At 72.0% G+C, this 15,874-nt stretch carries 13 protein-coding genes; 5 read left to right on the top strand and 8 right to left on the bottom strand.

Annotated elements, in window-relative coordinates; translation table 11 throughout:
* Nucleotides 1-55: 55 nt before the first annotated feature.
* Nucleotides 56-1,123: a hypothetical protein gene (locus tag ACFQGL_RS27165; protein WP_377515339.1), complete on the top strand. Its 1,068-nt coding sequence runs from the start codon at nucleotides 56-58 to the stop codon at nucleotides 1,121-1,123.
* 16 nt (nucleotides 1,124-1,139) lie between these two features.
* Here the strand turns inward: ACFQGL_RS27165 and ACFQGL_RS27160 are convergent, their stop codons facing one another.
* Entirely contained in the window at nucleotides 1,140-1,646 is a 507-nt protein-coding gene (locus ACFQGL_RS27160; RefSeq protein ID WP_377515338.1) for a DUF6912 family protein, read from the bottom strand.
* Nucleotides 1,647-1,862: 216 nt separating this feature from the next.
* Here ACFQGL_RS27160 and ACFQGL_RS27155 point away from each other — a divergent pair, with 216 nt between their 5' ends.
* Both ACFQGL_RS27155 and ACFQGL_RS27150 read left to right on the top strand, forming a co-directional pair.
* A complete protein-coding gene (locus ACFQGL_RS27155) occupies nucleotides 1,863-2,090 on the top strand; it encodes a helix-turn-helix domain-containing protein (protein WP_377515337.1) in 228 nt (75 codons plus the stop codon).
* A gap of 98 nt (nucleotides 2,091-2,188) precedes the next feature.
* Complete coding sequence (locus ACFQGL_RS27150) at nucleotides 2,189-2,872, top strand: Rv3235 family protein (protein WP_377515335.1); 684 nt, start codon at nucleotides 2,189-2,191, stop codon at nucleotides 2,870-2,872.
* Between the two features lie 169 nt (nucleotides 2,873-3,041).
* Here the strand turns inward: ACFQGL_RS27150 and secA are convergent, their stop codons facing one another.
* Nucleotides 3,042-5,969 (bottom strand): preprotein translocase subunit SecA, encoded by a 2,928-nt coding sequence (secA, locus tag ACFQGL_RS27145; protein WP_377515334.1) that lies wholly within the window; start codon nucleotides 5,967-5,969, stop codon nucleotides 3,042-3,044.
* Between the two features lie 168 nt (nucleotides 5,970-6,137).
* Here secA and ACFQGL_RS27140 point away from each other — a divergent pair, with 168 nt between their 5' ends.
* Both ACFQGL_RS27140 and ACFQGL_RS27135 read left to right on the top strand, forming a co-directional pair.
* Nucleotides 6,138-7,280 carry a GNAT family N-acetyltransferase gene (locus ACFQGL_RS27140; protein ID WP_377515333.1) on the top strand — a complete coding sequence of 381 codons (1,143 nt, stop codon included), beginning with the start codon at nucleotides 6,138-6,140 and terminating at the stop codon, nucleotides 7,278-7,280.
* Nucleotides 7,280-8,389 carry a GNAT family N-acetyltransferase gene (locus tag ACFQGL_RS27135; protein WP_377515394.1) on the top strand — a complete coding sequence of 370 codons (1,110 nt, stop codon included), beginning with the start codon at nucleotides 7,280-7,282 and terminating at the stop codon, nucleotides 8,387-8,389. The genes ACFQGL_RS27140 and ACFQGL_RS27135 overlap by 1 nt, the downstream gene beginning before the upstream one ends.
* 66 nt (nucleotides 8,390-8,455) lie before the next feature.
* Here ACFQGL_RS27135 and hpf read toward each other — a convergent pair whose 3' ends face one another.
* The 6 genes from hpf to efeB form a co-directional block, all read right to left on the bottom strand.
* Nucleotides 8,456-9,091, bottom strand: a complete 636-nt coding sequence (gene hpf, locus ACFQGL_RS27130) for a ribosome hibernation-promoting factor, HPF/YfiA family (protein ID WP_377515332.1) — start codon at nucleotides 9,089-9,091, stop codon at nucleotides 8,456-8,458.
* A 244-nt stretch (nucleotides 9,092-9,335) separates the two neighbouring features.
* Nucleotides 9,336-10,043, bottom strand: coding sequence for a ComF family protein (locus ACFQGL_RS27125; RefSeq protein WP_377515331.1), 708 nt, complete (start codon nucleotides 10,041-10,043; stop codon nucleotides 9,336-9,338).
* Nucleotides 10,044-10,047: 4 nt separating this feature from the next.
* Nucleotides 10,048-11,862 carry an LpqB family beta-propeller domain-containing protein gene (locus ACFQGL_RS27120; protein WP_377515330.1) on the bottom strand — a complete coding sequence of 605 codons (1,815 nt, stop codon included), beginning with the start codon at nucleotides 11,860-11,862 and terminating at the stop codon, nucleotides 10,048-10,050.
* Complete coding sequence (gene mtrB / locus ACFQGL_RS27115) at nucleotides 11,859-13,514, bottom strand: MtrAB system histidine kinase MtrB (protein WP_377515392.1); 1,656 nt, start codon at nucleotides 13,512-13,514, stop codon at nucleotides 11,859-11,861. The genes ACFQGL_RS27120 and mtrB overlap by 4 nt, the downstream gene beginning before the upstream one ends.
* 111 nt (nucleotides 13,515-13,625) lie before the next feature.
* Complete coding sequence (gene mtrA / locus ACFQGL_RS27110; protein WP_007455837.1) at nucleotides 13,626-14,315, bottom strand: MtrAB system response regulator MtrA; 690 nt, start codon at nucleotides 14,313-14,315, stop codon at nucleotides 13,626-13,628.
* 227 nt (nucleotides 14,316-14,542) lie between these two features.
* Complete coding sequence (efeB, locus tag ACFQGL_RS27105) at nucleotides 14,543-15,820, bottom strand: iron uptake transporter deferrochelatase/peroxidase subunit (RefSeq protein ID WP_377515329.1); 1,278 nt, start codon at nucleotides 15,818-15,820, stop codon at nucleotides 14,543-14,545.
* Nucleotides 15,821-15,874 lie beyond the last annotated feature (54 nt).

The following is a 15,874-nucleotide window of genomic DNA, read 5'->3' as shown; positions in this document are numbered from 1 at the left end:
CAGCGGGCCCGCGTACCCTGAATGGTCGGTGACCTGCCGCCTCGAAGGGGAGACGATGACCAAGCAGCCCGCCCGCGCCCCAGCCGCGGAGTCGGACCAGCCAGCGGTCGACGCGGCCATCCCCAGCGGGCCGACGCCCGCGCCCGGTGCGGCGGTGCTCGCGCTGCTGGCCCTCGGCTGGCTGGCCGCCATGCTGTGGTCGACCCGCGAGGCGATCACGTCCGCGGCGGCCGGGGTCACCGCGATCAGCCTCTCCGCGTTCGCCCTGCCCGGCGTGATCTCGGCCGCCCTCGTCGCCGGTGCGGCCGTCGCCCTGGCCGGCGGCAACGCGCTGGCCCGCCGGTACGGCGACCGTGCCACCCTGCGCTTCGTCGGGGCGATCGGGGCGGGGATGGTGGTCGGGCTGGCCGCCGCGCTGGCCATCAACCTCACTTACTTCGACACCTCGACCACCAACGTGATCGCCGGCACCACCGCGGCGGCAGCGATCATCGGTGGTGCCGTCGCCGGTGCGCGGACCGCCCCGGTGGTCGGTGCGGTGGCGTCCGCCGCGCTGGGCACGCTGCTCTTCGTGGTCGCGTTCAGCCGCGCCCGGGACCCGCTGTCCGATCTCTTCGGTGCGGGCGACAGCCAGGAGTCGCTGGTCGACGCGGCGAAGTGGGTGTCGCGTACCGAATCTCTGCTCGCCGGGCTGGTGGCCGGGTTGCTCGCCTTCGGCTACCTGACCTGGGCGCGACGGCGGGCCGTCCGTCGCGATCCCGGCACGCCGGCACTGCGCTGGCCGGCCTACCTGCTCGCCGGGGCCGGGCCGGGGCTGCTGCTGTTGCTCGCCGAGGTGATCATCCGGATCGGTGGTCGCTCGCTGCTGGACCTGGCCGCCGCGCTCAGCGAGGCGGACGCGGTAGCGCAGACCTCGCTGGGCACCTCGCGCGTGGACAACGGCATCTGGGTGCTCTTCGTGGGCGCTCTGACCGCGCTCGTCGCGTTCGGCCGCACGCTCGGCCCGACCCACACCGAGGATGACGAGCCGGCCGTGGCCGCCGCCACCGACACGGCATCCGACGCGGGCGACACCGATACGACGGCCGACGCGGACGCCACCGAGGCGGATCCGGCCCGCTGACCGGTGCCGCCCCGGCTCAGCTGGCGTTCAGCAGTAGGTCCAGCTCTGTCACGTCGTACCACTCAAGCTCGTGGTCCTCGGCACCATCGACGGTGAACTGGGCGTCCGGGTCGCCGGCGGCGGCCTCGGCCACCACGTCGGCCGCGGCGGCGACCTCCTCGGCGGCGTCCGCACCGTCCACGTGGATCGCCGCTACAGCGCTCACCGGCACGGCTCCGGCCAACGTCACCGTGCTGGAGCCCAGCTCGCCGTCACCCCGGCCGAGCGCGGCCCGAGGCAGGTCGACCGAGACCACGACCCGACGACGGGGCGCGGCCGGGTCGGCCCGGAGCAGGTGCAGCGCGTCCTGGGCGGCCCTGGTGAAGGCGACGTACTCCAACTCCTCCTCGTCGCCCTCGGCGTACCACTCGCGCAGCGCCGGGGTCACCGCGTGCGCCTGGTCGGCGGCCAACCCCTGCTCGCGCAGCTGGGCCAGCATCGGTACGGTCGCCGGCACGTACACCCGGACACGTTCGTCGGTCACCGGTCGTCTCCCCGTTCAGTCCACCACCGGCGGCCGCCGGCACGGGCGCAGATCATGCCGCACGCCGTGACCGTCATACACCGCGCCTCCCGGCCGGTGGAAGTTCCTCGCCGGTGTGTCCGCCCTCGGGTGCTCGCCGCTGGACCACCCGGGTACTGGGCGGACGAGCCCGCCGGTGGCAAACTGAGGCAAACGGCCCCAACCCCGGGAGTTTCTGTGGAGCCCAGGTTCCTGCTGCTCTCCGACGTAGCCGCCGAGCTGAACGTGTCGGACTCGCAGGTCTACCACATGGTGCGCAGTGGGGAGCTGCCGGCGATCAAGATCGGCGGACGCGGCCAGTGGCGGGTCGAACGCGCCCGGCTGGAGGAGTACATAACTCGCAAGTACGCCGAGACCGCCGACTGGGTCCAGGGCAATCCCCTCGTCGACCGCGACCCGGAGTAGTTCTCCCGTAGCGCCAGGCCATTGACCAAGGCCGCTTTATCGCTCAGAATCAACGCAGTCGGAGGCAAACGAAAGCAAACGTAAGATCGAGAGGGCGAGTGATGAGCGAGCCGCGAACCGGTCCGTCCCGGCCCCCTGTGCGGCTGCGCCCGGTCCCGCCCATCGACCCGCCGTACGCGGACGAAGCCGACGGGGCCTACTGGCCGACGCCGACCCACGGCCAGCTCGCTCTCGACCTGTTCGCCTCGTCCCGGCCCGACCCGGTGCGCCCGCCGGACCGCCGCGCCGTCCTCCGTCGAGTGCCCGCCCGACGCGGCACCCATCCGGGAGCGCCGTTACCGCCAGCGACCGCCCCCGAGGCGACCAGGGTGGCCCACCGCTTCGTCAGCACCTGCCTGGAGGCGGTCAACGGCTACCGCTCGCCGGCACAGGTGCGGCCACTGCTCGACCCGACCCGCGCCGGCGATCTGCTGACCGAGCTGGCACGGGCATCCGGCCGGGCCGGGGCGTCCGGAAGGGCGGGCGAGTCCGGCCAGGTCGGAGCATTAGGGAGAGCCGGACTGTCCAGCCAGGTCGGGGTGTCCGGCCCGGCCGGGGTGCCCCGCCGTCGTGCCGCTCGGCCGGTGGTCCGGCTGCTCCGACTGCGGGTCTGCGAGCCCCGTGAGGGTGCGGTGGAGGCCGCCGCGGTGTTCACCGGTGCCGGCGGCCACAGTTGGGCGATGGCACTCCGCCTGGAGCACCGCCGAGGCCGCTGGCTCTGCACCGCCCTCCAGGTCCTCTGACCCCTGCACAGCGCCCCGGGCCGGCCCGGGTTCGGATACCACCGGGCCAGCACGGCTCAACCCGTCGGAACGCGGCATCCAGGCGCACGAGGGCCGGAACGGGTGTGCGGGCTGGAGACGCGGGCGGGCCCCGGCCGATTCGGCCGGGGCCCGTCCTACGTGCTGTCGGTCAGTTGCCGCCGTTGGGAGCACCGTGGCAGCGCTTGTACTTGCGGCCCGAGCCGCACGGGCACGGCGCGTTACGGGACGGGCCGTTGCTGGCCTCGGCCTGGTCCGCAGTCGGCCGACGGGAGGCGGAAGTCGGGACCGCCGGGCCACGCAGGCCGGAGGCCGGCCGCTGCGGGGCGGACGGCGCGGTCCTGCCCGGCGCCGCCGGGGCACCCGGTGCCGGTCGACCCAGACCCAACGCCGGAGCCTGCTGCTGGGCCTGCTCGACGGCTACCGCACCCGGGCTGGACTCACCGTCGATGGTGGGGGCGGAGTATTGCAGGCCCTGCCGCTGCGGCGCACGGTTGAGACCCTTGGCACGGATCTCGACCGGCTTGTCGAGCAGCGTGACCTCCTCCGACTCCGGGTCCGGCTCCGGCTCGGTGACCTGGACGTCCACGTTGTAGAGGTAGCCGACCGTCTCTTCCTTGATGCCGTCCATCATGGTGGCGAACATGTCGAAGCCCTCGCGCTGGTATTCCACCACCGGGTCACGCTGGGCGTACGCCCGGAGGTTGATGCCCTCCTGGAGGTAGTCCATCTCGTAGAGGTGCTCGCGCCACTTGCGGTCGATCACCTGGAGCAGCACCATCCGCTCGAGCTGGCGTACGCCCTCGGTGCCGATCTGCTCCTCGCGCCGGTCGTACGCGGCGTTGGCGTCGTCCTTGAGCCGGGCGACCAGGAAGTCGGCGTCCATGCCGGCCCGGGAACCACCGGCCTCCTCCTCCAGCTCCTCGATCGTCACGCCGACCGGGTAGAGCTGCTTGAGGTTGGACCAGAGCTGATCGAGATCCCAGTCCTCGCCGTAGCCGTCCGAGGTGGCGCCCCGCACGTACGCCTCGGTCACGTCGTCGATCATGTTGCGGACCTGGTCGGAGAGGTCCTCGCCGTTGAGCACGCGGAGGCGCTCGGCGTAGACGACCTGGCGCTGCTTGTTGAGCACCTCGTCGTACTTGAGCACGTTCTTGCGGATCTCGGCGTTCTGGCCCTCGATCTGGGCCTGGGCGCTCTTGATCTGCCGGGTGACCATCTTCGACTCGATCGGCACGTCCTCCGGGATGTTGAAGCGGTCCATCACCGCCTCGACCGCACCGGCCCGGAAGCGCCGCATCAGCTCGTCCTGGAGCGACAGGTAGAACCGGGACTCACCCGGGTCGCCCTGCCGGCCGGCGCGACCGCGCAGCTGGTTGTCGATCCGCCGGGACTCGTGCCGCTCGGTGCCCAGCACGTACAGGCCACCGGCCGCGGACACCTCGTCCGCCTCGGCGTCGCAGGCCTGCTTCCACGTGGGCAGCACGTCCTCCATCGCCTTGGCGTACTCCTCCTCGTTCTCCAGCGGGTCGAGGCCGCGCTGGCGCAGCTCGTTCGCGGCGAGGAACTCGGCGTTGCCGCCGAGCAGGATGTCGGTGCCTCGGCCGGCCATGTTGGTGGCCACGGTGACCGCGCCCTTGCGCCCGGCCTGGGCGACGATCTCGGCCTCCCGGGCGTGGAACTTGGCGTTCAGCACCGAGTGCGGGATGCCGCGCCGACGCAGCAGCTGGGAGAGGATCTCGGAGTTTTCCACCGAGACGGTGCCGACCAGCACCGGCTGGCCCAGCTGGTGCCGCTCGGCGATGTCCTCGATCACCGCGTTGAACTTGGCCTTCTCGGTCTTGTAGATGACGTCCGGCCGGTCCGCGCGGACCATCGGACGGTGGGTCGGGATGGTCACCACGCCGACCTTGTAGACCTTGTTGAACTCGCCGGCCTCGGTCTGCGCCGTACCGGTCATGCCGGACAGCTTGTTGTAGAGGCGGAAGTAGTTCTGGAGGGTGATGGTGGCCAGGGTCTGGTTCTCCTGCTTGATCTCCACCCCCTCCTTGGCCTCGATCGCCTGGTGCATGCCCTCGTTGTAGCGACGGCCGTGCAGGATGCGACCGGTGAACTCGTCGACGATCAGGACCTCGCCGTCACTGACGATGTAGTCCTTGTCGCGCTTGTAGAGCTCCTTGGCCTTGATGGCGTTGTTGAGGTAGCCGACCAGCGGAGTGTTCACCGACTCGTACAGGTTGTCGATGCCGAGCCGGTCCTCGACCTTGGCGACACCGCGCTCGGTCACCGCGATGGTGCGCTTGGCGTGGTCGACCTCGTAGTCACCCTCGCCGTCGGTGCCGGGCTGGAGCCGGGCCACCACGCCGGCGAACTCGCCGTACCAGCGGGCCGAGTGCTCGGCCGGGCCGGAGATGATCAGCGGGGTACGCGCCTCGTCGATCAGGATCGAGTCGACCTCGTCGACCACCGCGAAGTTGTGCCCGCGCTGGACCAGCTCGTCGTGCGACCAGGCCATGTTGTCGCGCAGGTAGTCGAAGCCGAACTCGTTGTTGGTGCCGTACGTGATGTCGCACTCGTACGCGGCCCGGTGCTCGGTGGCCGGTCGGTTGGGCAGCACCACGCCGACGGTCAGCCCGAGGAACTCGTGCACGCGACCCATCCAGGCCGCGTCGCGCTGGGCCAGGTAGTCGTTGACGGTGACCACGTGCACACCGTCGCCGGAGAGCGCGTTGAGGTAGACGGCCATGACCGAGGTCAGCGTCTTGCCCTCACCGGTCTTCATCTCGGCGATGTTGCCGAAGTGCAGCGCCGCGCCGCCCATCACCTGGACGTCGTACGGGCGCTGCCCGAGCACCCGGGCGGACGCCTCGCGGGCCACCGCGAACGCCTCCGGCAGCAGGTCGTCGAGGGTCTCGCCATCGGCGAGTCGCTCCCGGAACTGCTCGGTCATGCCGCGCAACTCGTCGTCGCTGAGGTTGACGTAGTCGTCCTCGATCGAGTTGACGGCGGCGGCGATGGCCTTGAGCCGGCGCACCATACGGCCCTCGCCCGCGCGAAGGACCTTTTCCAGAATCGACACGGATCAACGCTCCCCTAGACGGTCTCGAACCATCGTAGGCGCTCGACTGGCGCGATGGTCACTGGTGGCGGTGCTCCACCCCGCCGAACCAGACATAACGCGCGCACCGACTGCGGACCGGGGGTAATCCGGTTACGCCGTCGGCGAACGTTGCGGCACGATGCACGGGTGGAACCAGTGGAGATCATCGAGGACGGCCTGCTGCTGCGCCCCTGGCGCGAGGCCGACGCCGCCGGGGTGCACCTGGCCTGCCAGGATCCGGACATCCAGCGCTGGACCACCGTACCGCGCCCGTACCTGCCGGAACACGCACACGGCTTCGTCACCGAGATGAGCGAGCGGGCCTGGGCGACGGGGACCGGAGCGCCGTTCGCGGTCTGCGACCCGGCCACCGGCGAACTTCTCGGCGCGTGCGCACTGATCTCCATCGACAGCGCCGGCACCGGCGAGGTCGGCTACTGGACGGCACCGTGGGCGCGGGGCCGGGGGGTGATGGTCCGGGCCACCCGGGCGATCGCCCGCTGGTCCTTCGAGAAGCTCGGGCTGCGCCGGCTCATCTGGCAGGCCGAGGTGGGCAACCACGCCTCCCGCCTGGTCGCGCTCCGCGCAGGCTTCCGGATCGACGGTCGGGTGCGGCTGGGCGACCCGACGCTTCCGGACGGCTGGATCGGCTCGCTGCTGCCCGGCGAGGTGCCCGCACCGGGGTCGGCCGGGCCCGCCGGGCCGGACACCCTGGTCTCCCGGCGGGCCGCCGTCTTCGGCCGCCCGCAGCCCACCCTGTTCGCCACCGCCGGTGCCGGCGAGCTGCGGGTACGGCCGATGGAGGAGCGGGACCTGGACGCCATGGTGCAGACCTGCCGCGATCCCGAGACGATCCGCTGGACCAGCGTGCCGGACCCGTACCAGCGGGCCGACGCGCACCGGTACCAGGGCTTCAGCCAGGACGCCTGGGCCCGGGGCGACGCGGGGTGCTTCGTGATCGCCGACTCGGACGACCGGTACGCCGGCTCGGTCGACCTGCGGCTCTCCCCCGCCGACCCGCTGCTGGCCGACGTGGGCTTCATGACCGCCCCGGCGGCCCGCGGCCGGGGCTACATGCCGGTCGCGCTCGCCGCGCTGAGCGCCTGGGGCTTCACCACGCTGGGCCTGGCGCGGATCGAATGGAAGGCGAACGTGGGCAACCTCGCCTCCCGCCGGGTGGCCGAGAAGGCGAACTTCACGTTCGAGGGGACCGCCCGGGCGGGTGTGCAGCACCGGGGCGAGCGCGTCGACGCCTGGGTGGGCGCGCTGCTGGCCGAGGATCTGACGTGATTCCCCAGCCGGTCGTCGAGGCGCACGGGGTACGGCTTCGCCCGTTCCGCGTCGACGACACGGCCGACGTCGTCGACGGCTGCGCGGACCCGCTCAGCCAGCGGTTCGTGTCGACCATGCCGGCGCCGTACACCGAGGCCGACGCCCGCTGGTGGATCGACGCGGGCGCCCCGGCGGTCTGGACCGGGGGTGGCGCGGCGTACGCCGTCGCGGACCCGGCCACCGACCGGCTGCTCGGCGCGGTGGGGCTGAACAACCCGGTGCCCGCGCACGCGCGGGCCGAGATCGGCTACTGGGTGCGGCCGGCGTCGCGCGGCCGTGGGGTGGCCACCGCGGCCACCCGCGCGCTGAGCGAGCACGCGTTCGCCACCGGGACGGCCCGGCTGGAGTTGTTCACCGAGGCGGAGAACGGCCAGAGCCAGCGCGTCGCGCTGGCCGCCGGCTTCGGCTACGAGGGGCTGCGTCGGTCGGCCGGGGCGAGTCGCAGTGGCGGTCGACACGATCTGCTGGCCTGGGTACGCCTCGCCGACGATCCGCCAGGCCCGGCCGTACGGCAGCTGCCCGACCTGCCCGGCGGGGTGCTCACCGATCAGGTGGTGGCCCTGCGCCGGCTCGCGCCGGACGACGCCGAGCTGATGTACCGGCTACACAGCCGACCCGAGGTGGTGGCCAACCAGGCTCCGCCGGTGCCGCCGGAGCGGGCCGCGATCGAGCGGCGCTGCCGTCTCGCGGAGAGCGGCTGGCTGACCGGCGACATCGCCCGGCTGCTGATCACCGAGGTGGCCAGCGGCGAGCCGGTGGGGAGTTGCGGGCTGTCGTTCACGGATGCGGCCAGCGGCGAGGCGGCGGTCGGCTACGCGTTGCTGCCCGCCTGGCGGGGCCGGGGGTACGCGACCCGCGCGGTCCGCCTGCTCGCCGGTTGGGCGTTCGGGCCGCCCGGCGTCGCCCGGCTGATCGCCGGCACCGTGCCGGACAACACCGCCTCGCACCGGGTGCTGGAGCGCGTCGGCTTCCAACCGGAGGCGCTCCAACGCGGTCGACTTCCCGGCCTGGCCGGTGCCCGCCAGGACGATCTGACCTTCGCCCTGCTGCCGCCCGACCTCCGCTGACAGACCGCGGAGTGGTGGTGGGAACGCCCACCACCACTCCACGATCGACGCGGGTCGGAGCCCTGGTCAGGTGTCGAGGGAAATGATGCCGTAGTCGTACGCGTGCCGGCGGTAGACGACGCTGGGGCGGCCGGACTCCTTGTCCTGGAACAGGTAGAAGTCGTGCCCGACCAGTTCCATCTGGAACAACGCGTCGTCGATGGTCATCGGGTCCGCCGGGTGCACCTTCTCCCGGGCGATGTGCCAGGGCTGCTCGTCGTACTCCTCCTCGACCCGCTCCGCGACGGCGGTGCCGGCGCGGGCGCCGTCACCGGGCCCATTCAGCGAGGCGGCCACCAGGTCCGCGACCGGAAGGTCGGCGGTGGCGGCGGCGACGGAGAGCGGCGCGTGGCGACCCCGGTGTACGCGGCGACGGTCGGCCGCGCGGCGCAGCCGGGTGTCGAGCTTCGCGATGGCCGCGTCGAGCGCGCTGTAGAAGTCGTTCGTGCACGCCTCGGCCCGGATCACCGGGCCCCGGGAGACGCAGGTGATCTCCACCCGCTGGCAGTGGTCGGCTTGGCGCGGATTGCGCTCGTGAAACAGCTCGACATCGACACGAATGAGTTTGTGGTCGTAGCGTTCGATCTTTGCGAGTTTCTCGGCTACGTGCACCCGGTAATGGTCCGGCACTTCGACGTTTCGGCCCTTGACCACGATGTCCACGTGACCTCCCTTGTTCGGACGGCCTTCGATCCGGTCATCCGGTCGTGCGCCTCGGGAGCCCCGCTGGCGTCGACCGGTCAGTACGGCTACGCCTCCTCTCACCGCCGGGAGTGGGTGGAACGACCTCCTACCCCCGACAGCGAAACGCTAACTCTTGTTCGCCCGGCCGTCACCCCATGTTGCCGAGACAGCCCGGAATTTTTCCCACCTCATACACCAATGGGTAAAACGGAAACACGAACGGTTACGAACTGCGTCTTTTCTCAGTCGCCGCGAGCACCGCTGCGACACTCGGTGCCCACCCGGTCGCGGCCAGCACCCGGGCTGCCGCAGCCAGGGTGACCCCGGTGGTGACGATGTCGTCCAGCAGCACCACGACCGGGACGACAGCCGACGTGCCGCGCGCGCCCGACGCACCGGACCGGGGCCGGAACGCCGCCTCGGCCGCGGCCGCCCGGCCGGCGCTGTCCAGCGTCACCGAGTCGGGTCGGGGCAGCGCGCGCAGCGGGCGGTGCACCCGGACCGGCCAGCCGCCCCGGCTCAACCGGGCCGCGCAGTGCCGGGTCAACCGGTCCAGATGGTCGCCGTAGCGGGCCCGGGCCGCCGCCGCGGTGTCCGGTACCGGCACCAGCGCCAACGGCCTTACCTCGCCGACGGCCGCCACGACGACCTCGGCCAGCAACGCGCCGAGCGGACGCGCCAGCCCGTGCCGACCGTGTTCCTTGAACGCCAGCAGCGCCTCGCGCAGCGGGCCCGCGTACGGGCCGAGGGCGACGCACGCCGGCAGGCCCGGTGGAGCGGGGGTGGGACGTACCGGCCGGGGACGCAGCGCGCTCAGCGCCGTCACACAGGTTGGGCAGACCCCGTGCCGCAGGCCCGGTCGGCGCTCCCGACAGCCCGCGCAGTCGGCCGGCAGCACCAGGTCACCGAGGTCCGCCCAGAGCCCGCGCACGGCGTCAGTAGAGGAAGAACGGGGCCGACGGGTTGGCCGGGCGGATACCGGCCGGCGGCGGTTCGATCTCCCGCACCTGGTCGGGCTGGATCCGATCGAACGGGCTGCTGCGGTAGGACACGCCGTTCGCCTCGTACATGAAGGCCCCGCTGGGCAGCTGCACGGTCCCGTTGGCCGGGTACGCCGCCAGGTGGTTGACCTTGGCGCCCACGTCGGTCTTCAGCGGGGTCTCCAGGGCGCCGTCCACGCTGAGCTCGTAGATCGCGGGCTGACCGGCCGACCCGGCCACCACCAGGCGGTCCTCCCGACCCCAGTCCACCGCGGTGAGCCCGGTCAACGAGGTGACCAGTTGCCGGGGCGGACCGATGGAGACCCCACCGCCGTCCAGGTTGACCGCCGCGACGTAGAGCCGACCGCCGACGATCAGGGCGACCCGCTGGCCGTCCAGGGCGGCCGACACCGCGGTGACCTGACCAGGGGGCAGGTTGAGCGGCACCAACTGCATCGTGGCGGCCTGGTCGAAGCGGTAGAGCTTGCCGTCGGCCACCACCAGGCCCAGTGCCGGACGCGAGTCGGCGGTACGCAACCAGACCGGCGGGCTGATCGAGGCGAAGTCCGGACCGCCCTGGTTGAGTACGCCGATCGGGCTGACACCGGCACCGACCGCGAGGCGCTGCCGGCCCTTGCCGGCGCCCACCACCATCGCGGCGAGGATCCTGTCGCGGCCCCGGGCGAGACCGGCGGAGACGACGTTGCGGTTGGCCTCGGCCGTCACCGGCACCGCGCCGATCGGCTCGGGGGTGAAATCGAGCGGGCGGATGACGCCCTCGTACACGCAGAACCGCTGCGGGCTCTCGCTGATCGGGTAGAGCTTGTGGGACGTACGGCGCTCCCGCAGGTCCTGTACGGGTTGCGCGTTGTTGCGGATCTTCAGCTCCAGCTCGCCCTCCAGGTCGCCCAACGACCAGGCGAGCTGGGTGATTAACTGGTCGATCCGGTTCTGGTCGTCACCGGACATCTCCAGGTTGACCTCCCACCGGTTGTTGGCACCGGTGGCGTTGTTGATCAACTCGGTGCGGTCGGGCAGCCCGACGACGCCCGGGCGCAGCCAGTCCGACGGACCGGCGACCAGCCACTTCACCACCTCGTTGACCCGGCGCTCATTCGGCACCGAGTACGGCAGGTAGCGCTGGTCGGGGACCAACTGGTCGCGGTTGGAGTTCCAGAAGTAGATCGCCTCGTCCTGGTAGTACTGCTGGAGGGCGACGTCGCTGAGCAACAGCACGTTCGGCGGGTCGAGGACGTAGAGGCCCGCGCGTTCGTCCTCCCCGTCGCCGTTGAGCGCCCCGCTGCGCAGCCTGAACTCGTACTCCGACTCGGTCGCCACCGGCGGGGCCAGGGTGCCGTTGGCGCGCAGCACGCCGACCTGCTGGACCTTGACCTTCACGGTGGTGGTCAGGTCGCTGTTGCCGGTGAAGACCTGGTCCCGGAGCCGGACCACGGTCAACCCGACCTCGCTGCCCTTCTTCTCCTGCAGGCGGGTCCGGTGCTCGGGGGCGATGAACTTCTTGACCCGCTCGTAGGCCTGGTCCGGCTCGCCGGCGGCGGCGGACAGGAAGTTGCGCACGAACGCCTCGTAGTCGCTGCTTCCGCTGGCCGTCCGCGACGGTGGCTCGCTGCGCCGGCCGTCGACCGCGCCGGCCTCCGTCGCGGTCCCGCCCTTGCCGTCCACTCGTACGTCGGAGGCCGCCGGGATGCCGCATCCGGCACCCAGCACCAGCACCACGCCGAGCACCCCGACCAGCGCCTGCCGCCTCATGAGCGCACCTCGGCCCGCTGGCCGTCCTCGACCGGCGCCGGCCCGATGGCCAGCGCACCGCCGGTGCCCGGCCCGATGGCCAGGGGGCCACCGTCGCGGGGGCCGCCGAACGGCAACGCGGCGTCGGCGGGCACCAACCGCAGCGGCGACGTGGTCAGCCGGTCACCGGCCCGCGCCGGCAGGGTGAGCCGGAACTGTGCGCCCTGCCCGGGCGCGCCCCAGGCCTCCAGCCAACCGCCGTGCAGTCGGGCGTCCTCCAGACTGATGGACAGGCCGAGCCCGGTGCCCCCGGTCTGCCGGGCCCGGGACGGGTCCGCGCGCCAGAACCGGTTGAACACCAACTTCTCCTCGCCCAGCTTGAGCCCCACCCCGTGGTCCCGGACGGTGATCGCCACCGCGGTCTCGTCGATGCCGAGGGTGATCAGCACCGGGCGGGCCTCGCCGTGCTCGACGGCGTTGCCGACCAGGTTGCGCAACACCCGCTCGACCCGGCGCGGATCCACCTCGGCGATCACCGGCGTGCCCGGCAGGTCCAGTTCGATCGGGACGCCCACCCGCTCGGCCAGGCCGGACAGCCGCTCGACGACCCGGTGCACCACCGGCACCAGGTCGGTCGGCTCGGCGTCCAGCATGGCGAACCCCGCGTCGAACCGGCTGATCTCCAACAGGTCGGTGAGCAGTTCCTCGAACCGGTCCAGCTCGGCCTGGAGCAGCTCCGCGCTGCGGGCCACCGCCGGGTCGAACTCGTCGCGTTCGGCGAAGATCAGGTCGGCGGCCATCCGGACCGTGGTCAACGGGGTACGCAGCTCGTGCGAGACGTCGGAGGTGAACCGGCGCTGCAACCGGGACATCTCCTCCAGGCGCAGGATCTGCCGTTGCAGGTTGGTCGCCATCTGGTTGAAGGAGGCGGCGAGCAGGGCGAGGTCGTCCTCGCCGTTGACCACCATCCGTTGGTCGAGCAGGCCGGCGGAGAGCCGCTGGGCGGTGCGCGCGGCGACCCGGACGGGATTGACCACCAACCGGGTGACCAGGGCCGCGAGCAACCCGAGCAGGACCACCAGCGCGACTCCGGTGGCCACCACGGTGGCTCGTGCGTCGGCGGCGGTGGTGTCCTGCCGGGTCAACGGCACGAGGTAGTAGAGCTCGATCTGGCCGAAGCGGGTGGGCACCGGGGAGCCGTAGACCAGGTATTTGGTGGGCTCTCCGGTGAGCCGACCGGTACGGATCTGGCTCGCCACGTTGCCCTTGGCGACCGCGGCGCGCAGCTCCGGGCTGATCAACGGCTGCACGTTCGCGGCGGGCGCGGTGCGGGTCTGGATCACGGGATAGCCATCGGCGGTGATCGCCACCACCACCCCGCTGGTCTGCTGGGGGTCACCACCGGCCAGGTAGTTGACCGTGCCCTCGATGGTCTCCTGGAGCTGCGCCTCCTGCGGCTCGCCATAGAGGTTGACCTGCTTGGCCGCGTAGGTGGCGCCGCTCTTGACGCGCTGCTGCACGTCGGTGCGGGCGTTGTCGAGCAGGATGCTGGTGATCTTGTCAGCGATCAGGTACGCGAAACCACCGACCAGCAGGCTGGAGGCGACCAGCGTGATGGTCACCACCCGGACCTGGAGTGAACGGCGCCAGGTCTGGTGCACCCGGGCCACCATTCGGGCGGCCCGCCCGCTCACCGCACGCCAGAAATCCCAGCCGGCGCTGGGCCGGCTGGGAGCCGTGGTCCGGGGGTGCGGTGGCGGGGAGGTCGACACAGTGTGACCAGGCTATCCGGTCCCCGCCTTATAGCCCACGCCCCGCACGGTGAGGATGATTTCCGGTCGCTCCGGGTCCGGCTCGATCTTGGCCCGCAGTCGCTGCACGTGCACGTTGACCAGCCGGGTGTCGGCCGCGTGCCGGTAGCCCCAGACCTGTTCGAGCAGCACCTCGCGGGTGAAGACCTGACGCGGCTTGCGGGCGAGCGCGACCAGCAGGTCGAACTCCAGCGGCGTCAGCTTCACCTCCTCGTCGTTGCGGCTCACCGTGTGCGCTGGCACGTCGATGGTGATCTGGTTGCCGGGCGGCCCGATGGTCAACATCTCGGGTGCCACGTCCTCGCCCCGGCGTAGTCGGGCCCGCATCCGGGCGACCAACTCCTTGGGCTTGAACGGCTTGACCACGTAGTCGTCGGCGCCGGATTCGAGGCCGAGCACCACGTCGACGGTGTCGCTCTTGGCGGTCAGCATGACGATCGGCACGCCGGACTCGGCCCGGATCGACCGGGCCACGTCGATACCGCTCATCCCGGGCAGCATCAGGTCAAGCAGCACGATATCGGGGCGACTGTCGCGGAAAGCGGCCAACGCCCGCTCACCATCGGCGACGAACGAGGGCAGGAAACCCTCGCTACGCAGCACGATGCCGAGCATCTCGGCGAGCGCGGGGTCGTCGTCGACCACCAGTACCCGGGCTCTCATGGGATTAATATTGCATCCCCGTTCAGTTCGGTGGGACCGGCGTCACCCGGTGCGGATTGCGCCGCCGGCAAAGTGTGTCACCGCGACGCGCGGCGGCGGCGCCACGCGGTGCGGGTCCGGCACCCCGGTTGGGACCCGGGTCGGACCACCACCATGATCCCCCTTCGGCGCCGCCCTACGCCACCGCCGCCTCGGGCCGTTCGCGCTGTCGCGATCCGGACCCCGGCTCAGCCGAACAGGCCCATCCCCCAGTGGTCGCCGCCGTCACGGACGCCCGGCGGGCAGGCGAACAGGCCGCTGGATACGTGTCGGAGGTACTCGTTCATCACGTCGTGCCGGGCCAGTTGGGTCTGGATCGGCACGAACTGCCGGCGCGGATCCCGCTGGTAGGCGATGAAGAAGAGGCCCGCGTCGAGTCGGCCGAGGCCGTCCGAGCCGTCGACGAAGTTGTAGCCCCGGCGCAGCAGGTGCGCGCCGGCGTTGCGGCTGGGGTGGGCCAGCGCGACGTGGGCGTGCTCGGCGATCACCGGCTGCCCGTCGGCACCCTTGGCGGCGAAGTCCGGTTCGTCGAACTCGTCGGTGCGACCGAGCGGGGCACCGCTGCCCTTGGTCCGGCCGACGATCTCCTCCTGCTCGGCCAGCGAGGTCCGGTCCCAGGTCTCCACCAGCATCCGGATCTTGCGGGTGACCAGGTATGAGCCGCCGGTCATCCAGTCCGGCCCGTCGCCGGGCTGCACCCACAACTGGTCGCGCAGCAGTCCGGTGTCCTCGGCCTTGAGGTTGGCCGTGCCGTCCTTGAAGCCGAACAGGTTGCGGGCGGTGGCCTGGTCGCGGGAGGTCGACGAGGTACGCCCGAAGCCGAGCTGCGACCAGCGGACGCTCACCACACCCATGCCGAGCCGGGCCAGGTTGCGGATCGCGTGCACCGCCACCTGCGGATCGTTGGAGCACGCCTGCACGCAGAGGTCGCCGCCGGAGAGCTGCGGCTGCAACGCGTCACCGGGGAACTTCGGCAGCTCGGCCAGGGCGGCCGGCCGCCGGTCGGCGATGCCGAAGCGGTCTCGACCGTCAGCGTCACGGAACAGCGTGGGCCCGAAGCCGATGGTCAGGGTGAGCTGCGACGGTGGCAGGCCGAGTGCCTCGCCGGTGTCGTCCGGCGGGGCCTCCGGCATCCCGCCGACCGCGCCGAGCACCCCGGCGTCGCGCCCGGCGGTCATCCGGGCGGCGGCGGCGGTCCACTCCTGGAGCAGGTCGACCAGCCGGGCCCGGTCCTTCGTGATCACGTCGAAGGCGACGAAGTGCAGCCGGTCCTGCGCCGGAGTCACGATGCCGGCCTGGCGCTCGCCGAAGAACGCCACCGCACCGGACGGATGGTCGGTAGCGGCGGGCTGCTCGGCTGAGCCACGGATCAACGCGGCCCCACCTGCGCTCACCGCCGCGACGCCGGCCACGCCGGCACCGGCGAGCGTGATCGCCCGTCGCCGGGACACCCGCTTGGCACTCACGTCGGCTCCTTCCCTGGACCGGCATCGACGAGGGACCGACCCTGCGGCCCCTCG

Source organism: Micromonospora vulcania (genome assembly GCF_042658605.1).
In the GTDB taxonomy this organism is placed as follows: Bacteria; Actinomycetota; Actinomycetes; order Mycobacteriales; family Micromonosporaceae; genus Micromonospora; species Micromonospora vulcania.
The sequence above is the reverse complement of the archived record's forward strand: the minus strand, read 5'-3'. Positions and strand labels throughout refer to the sequence as shown.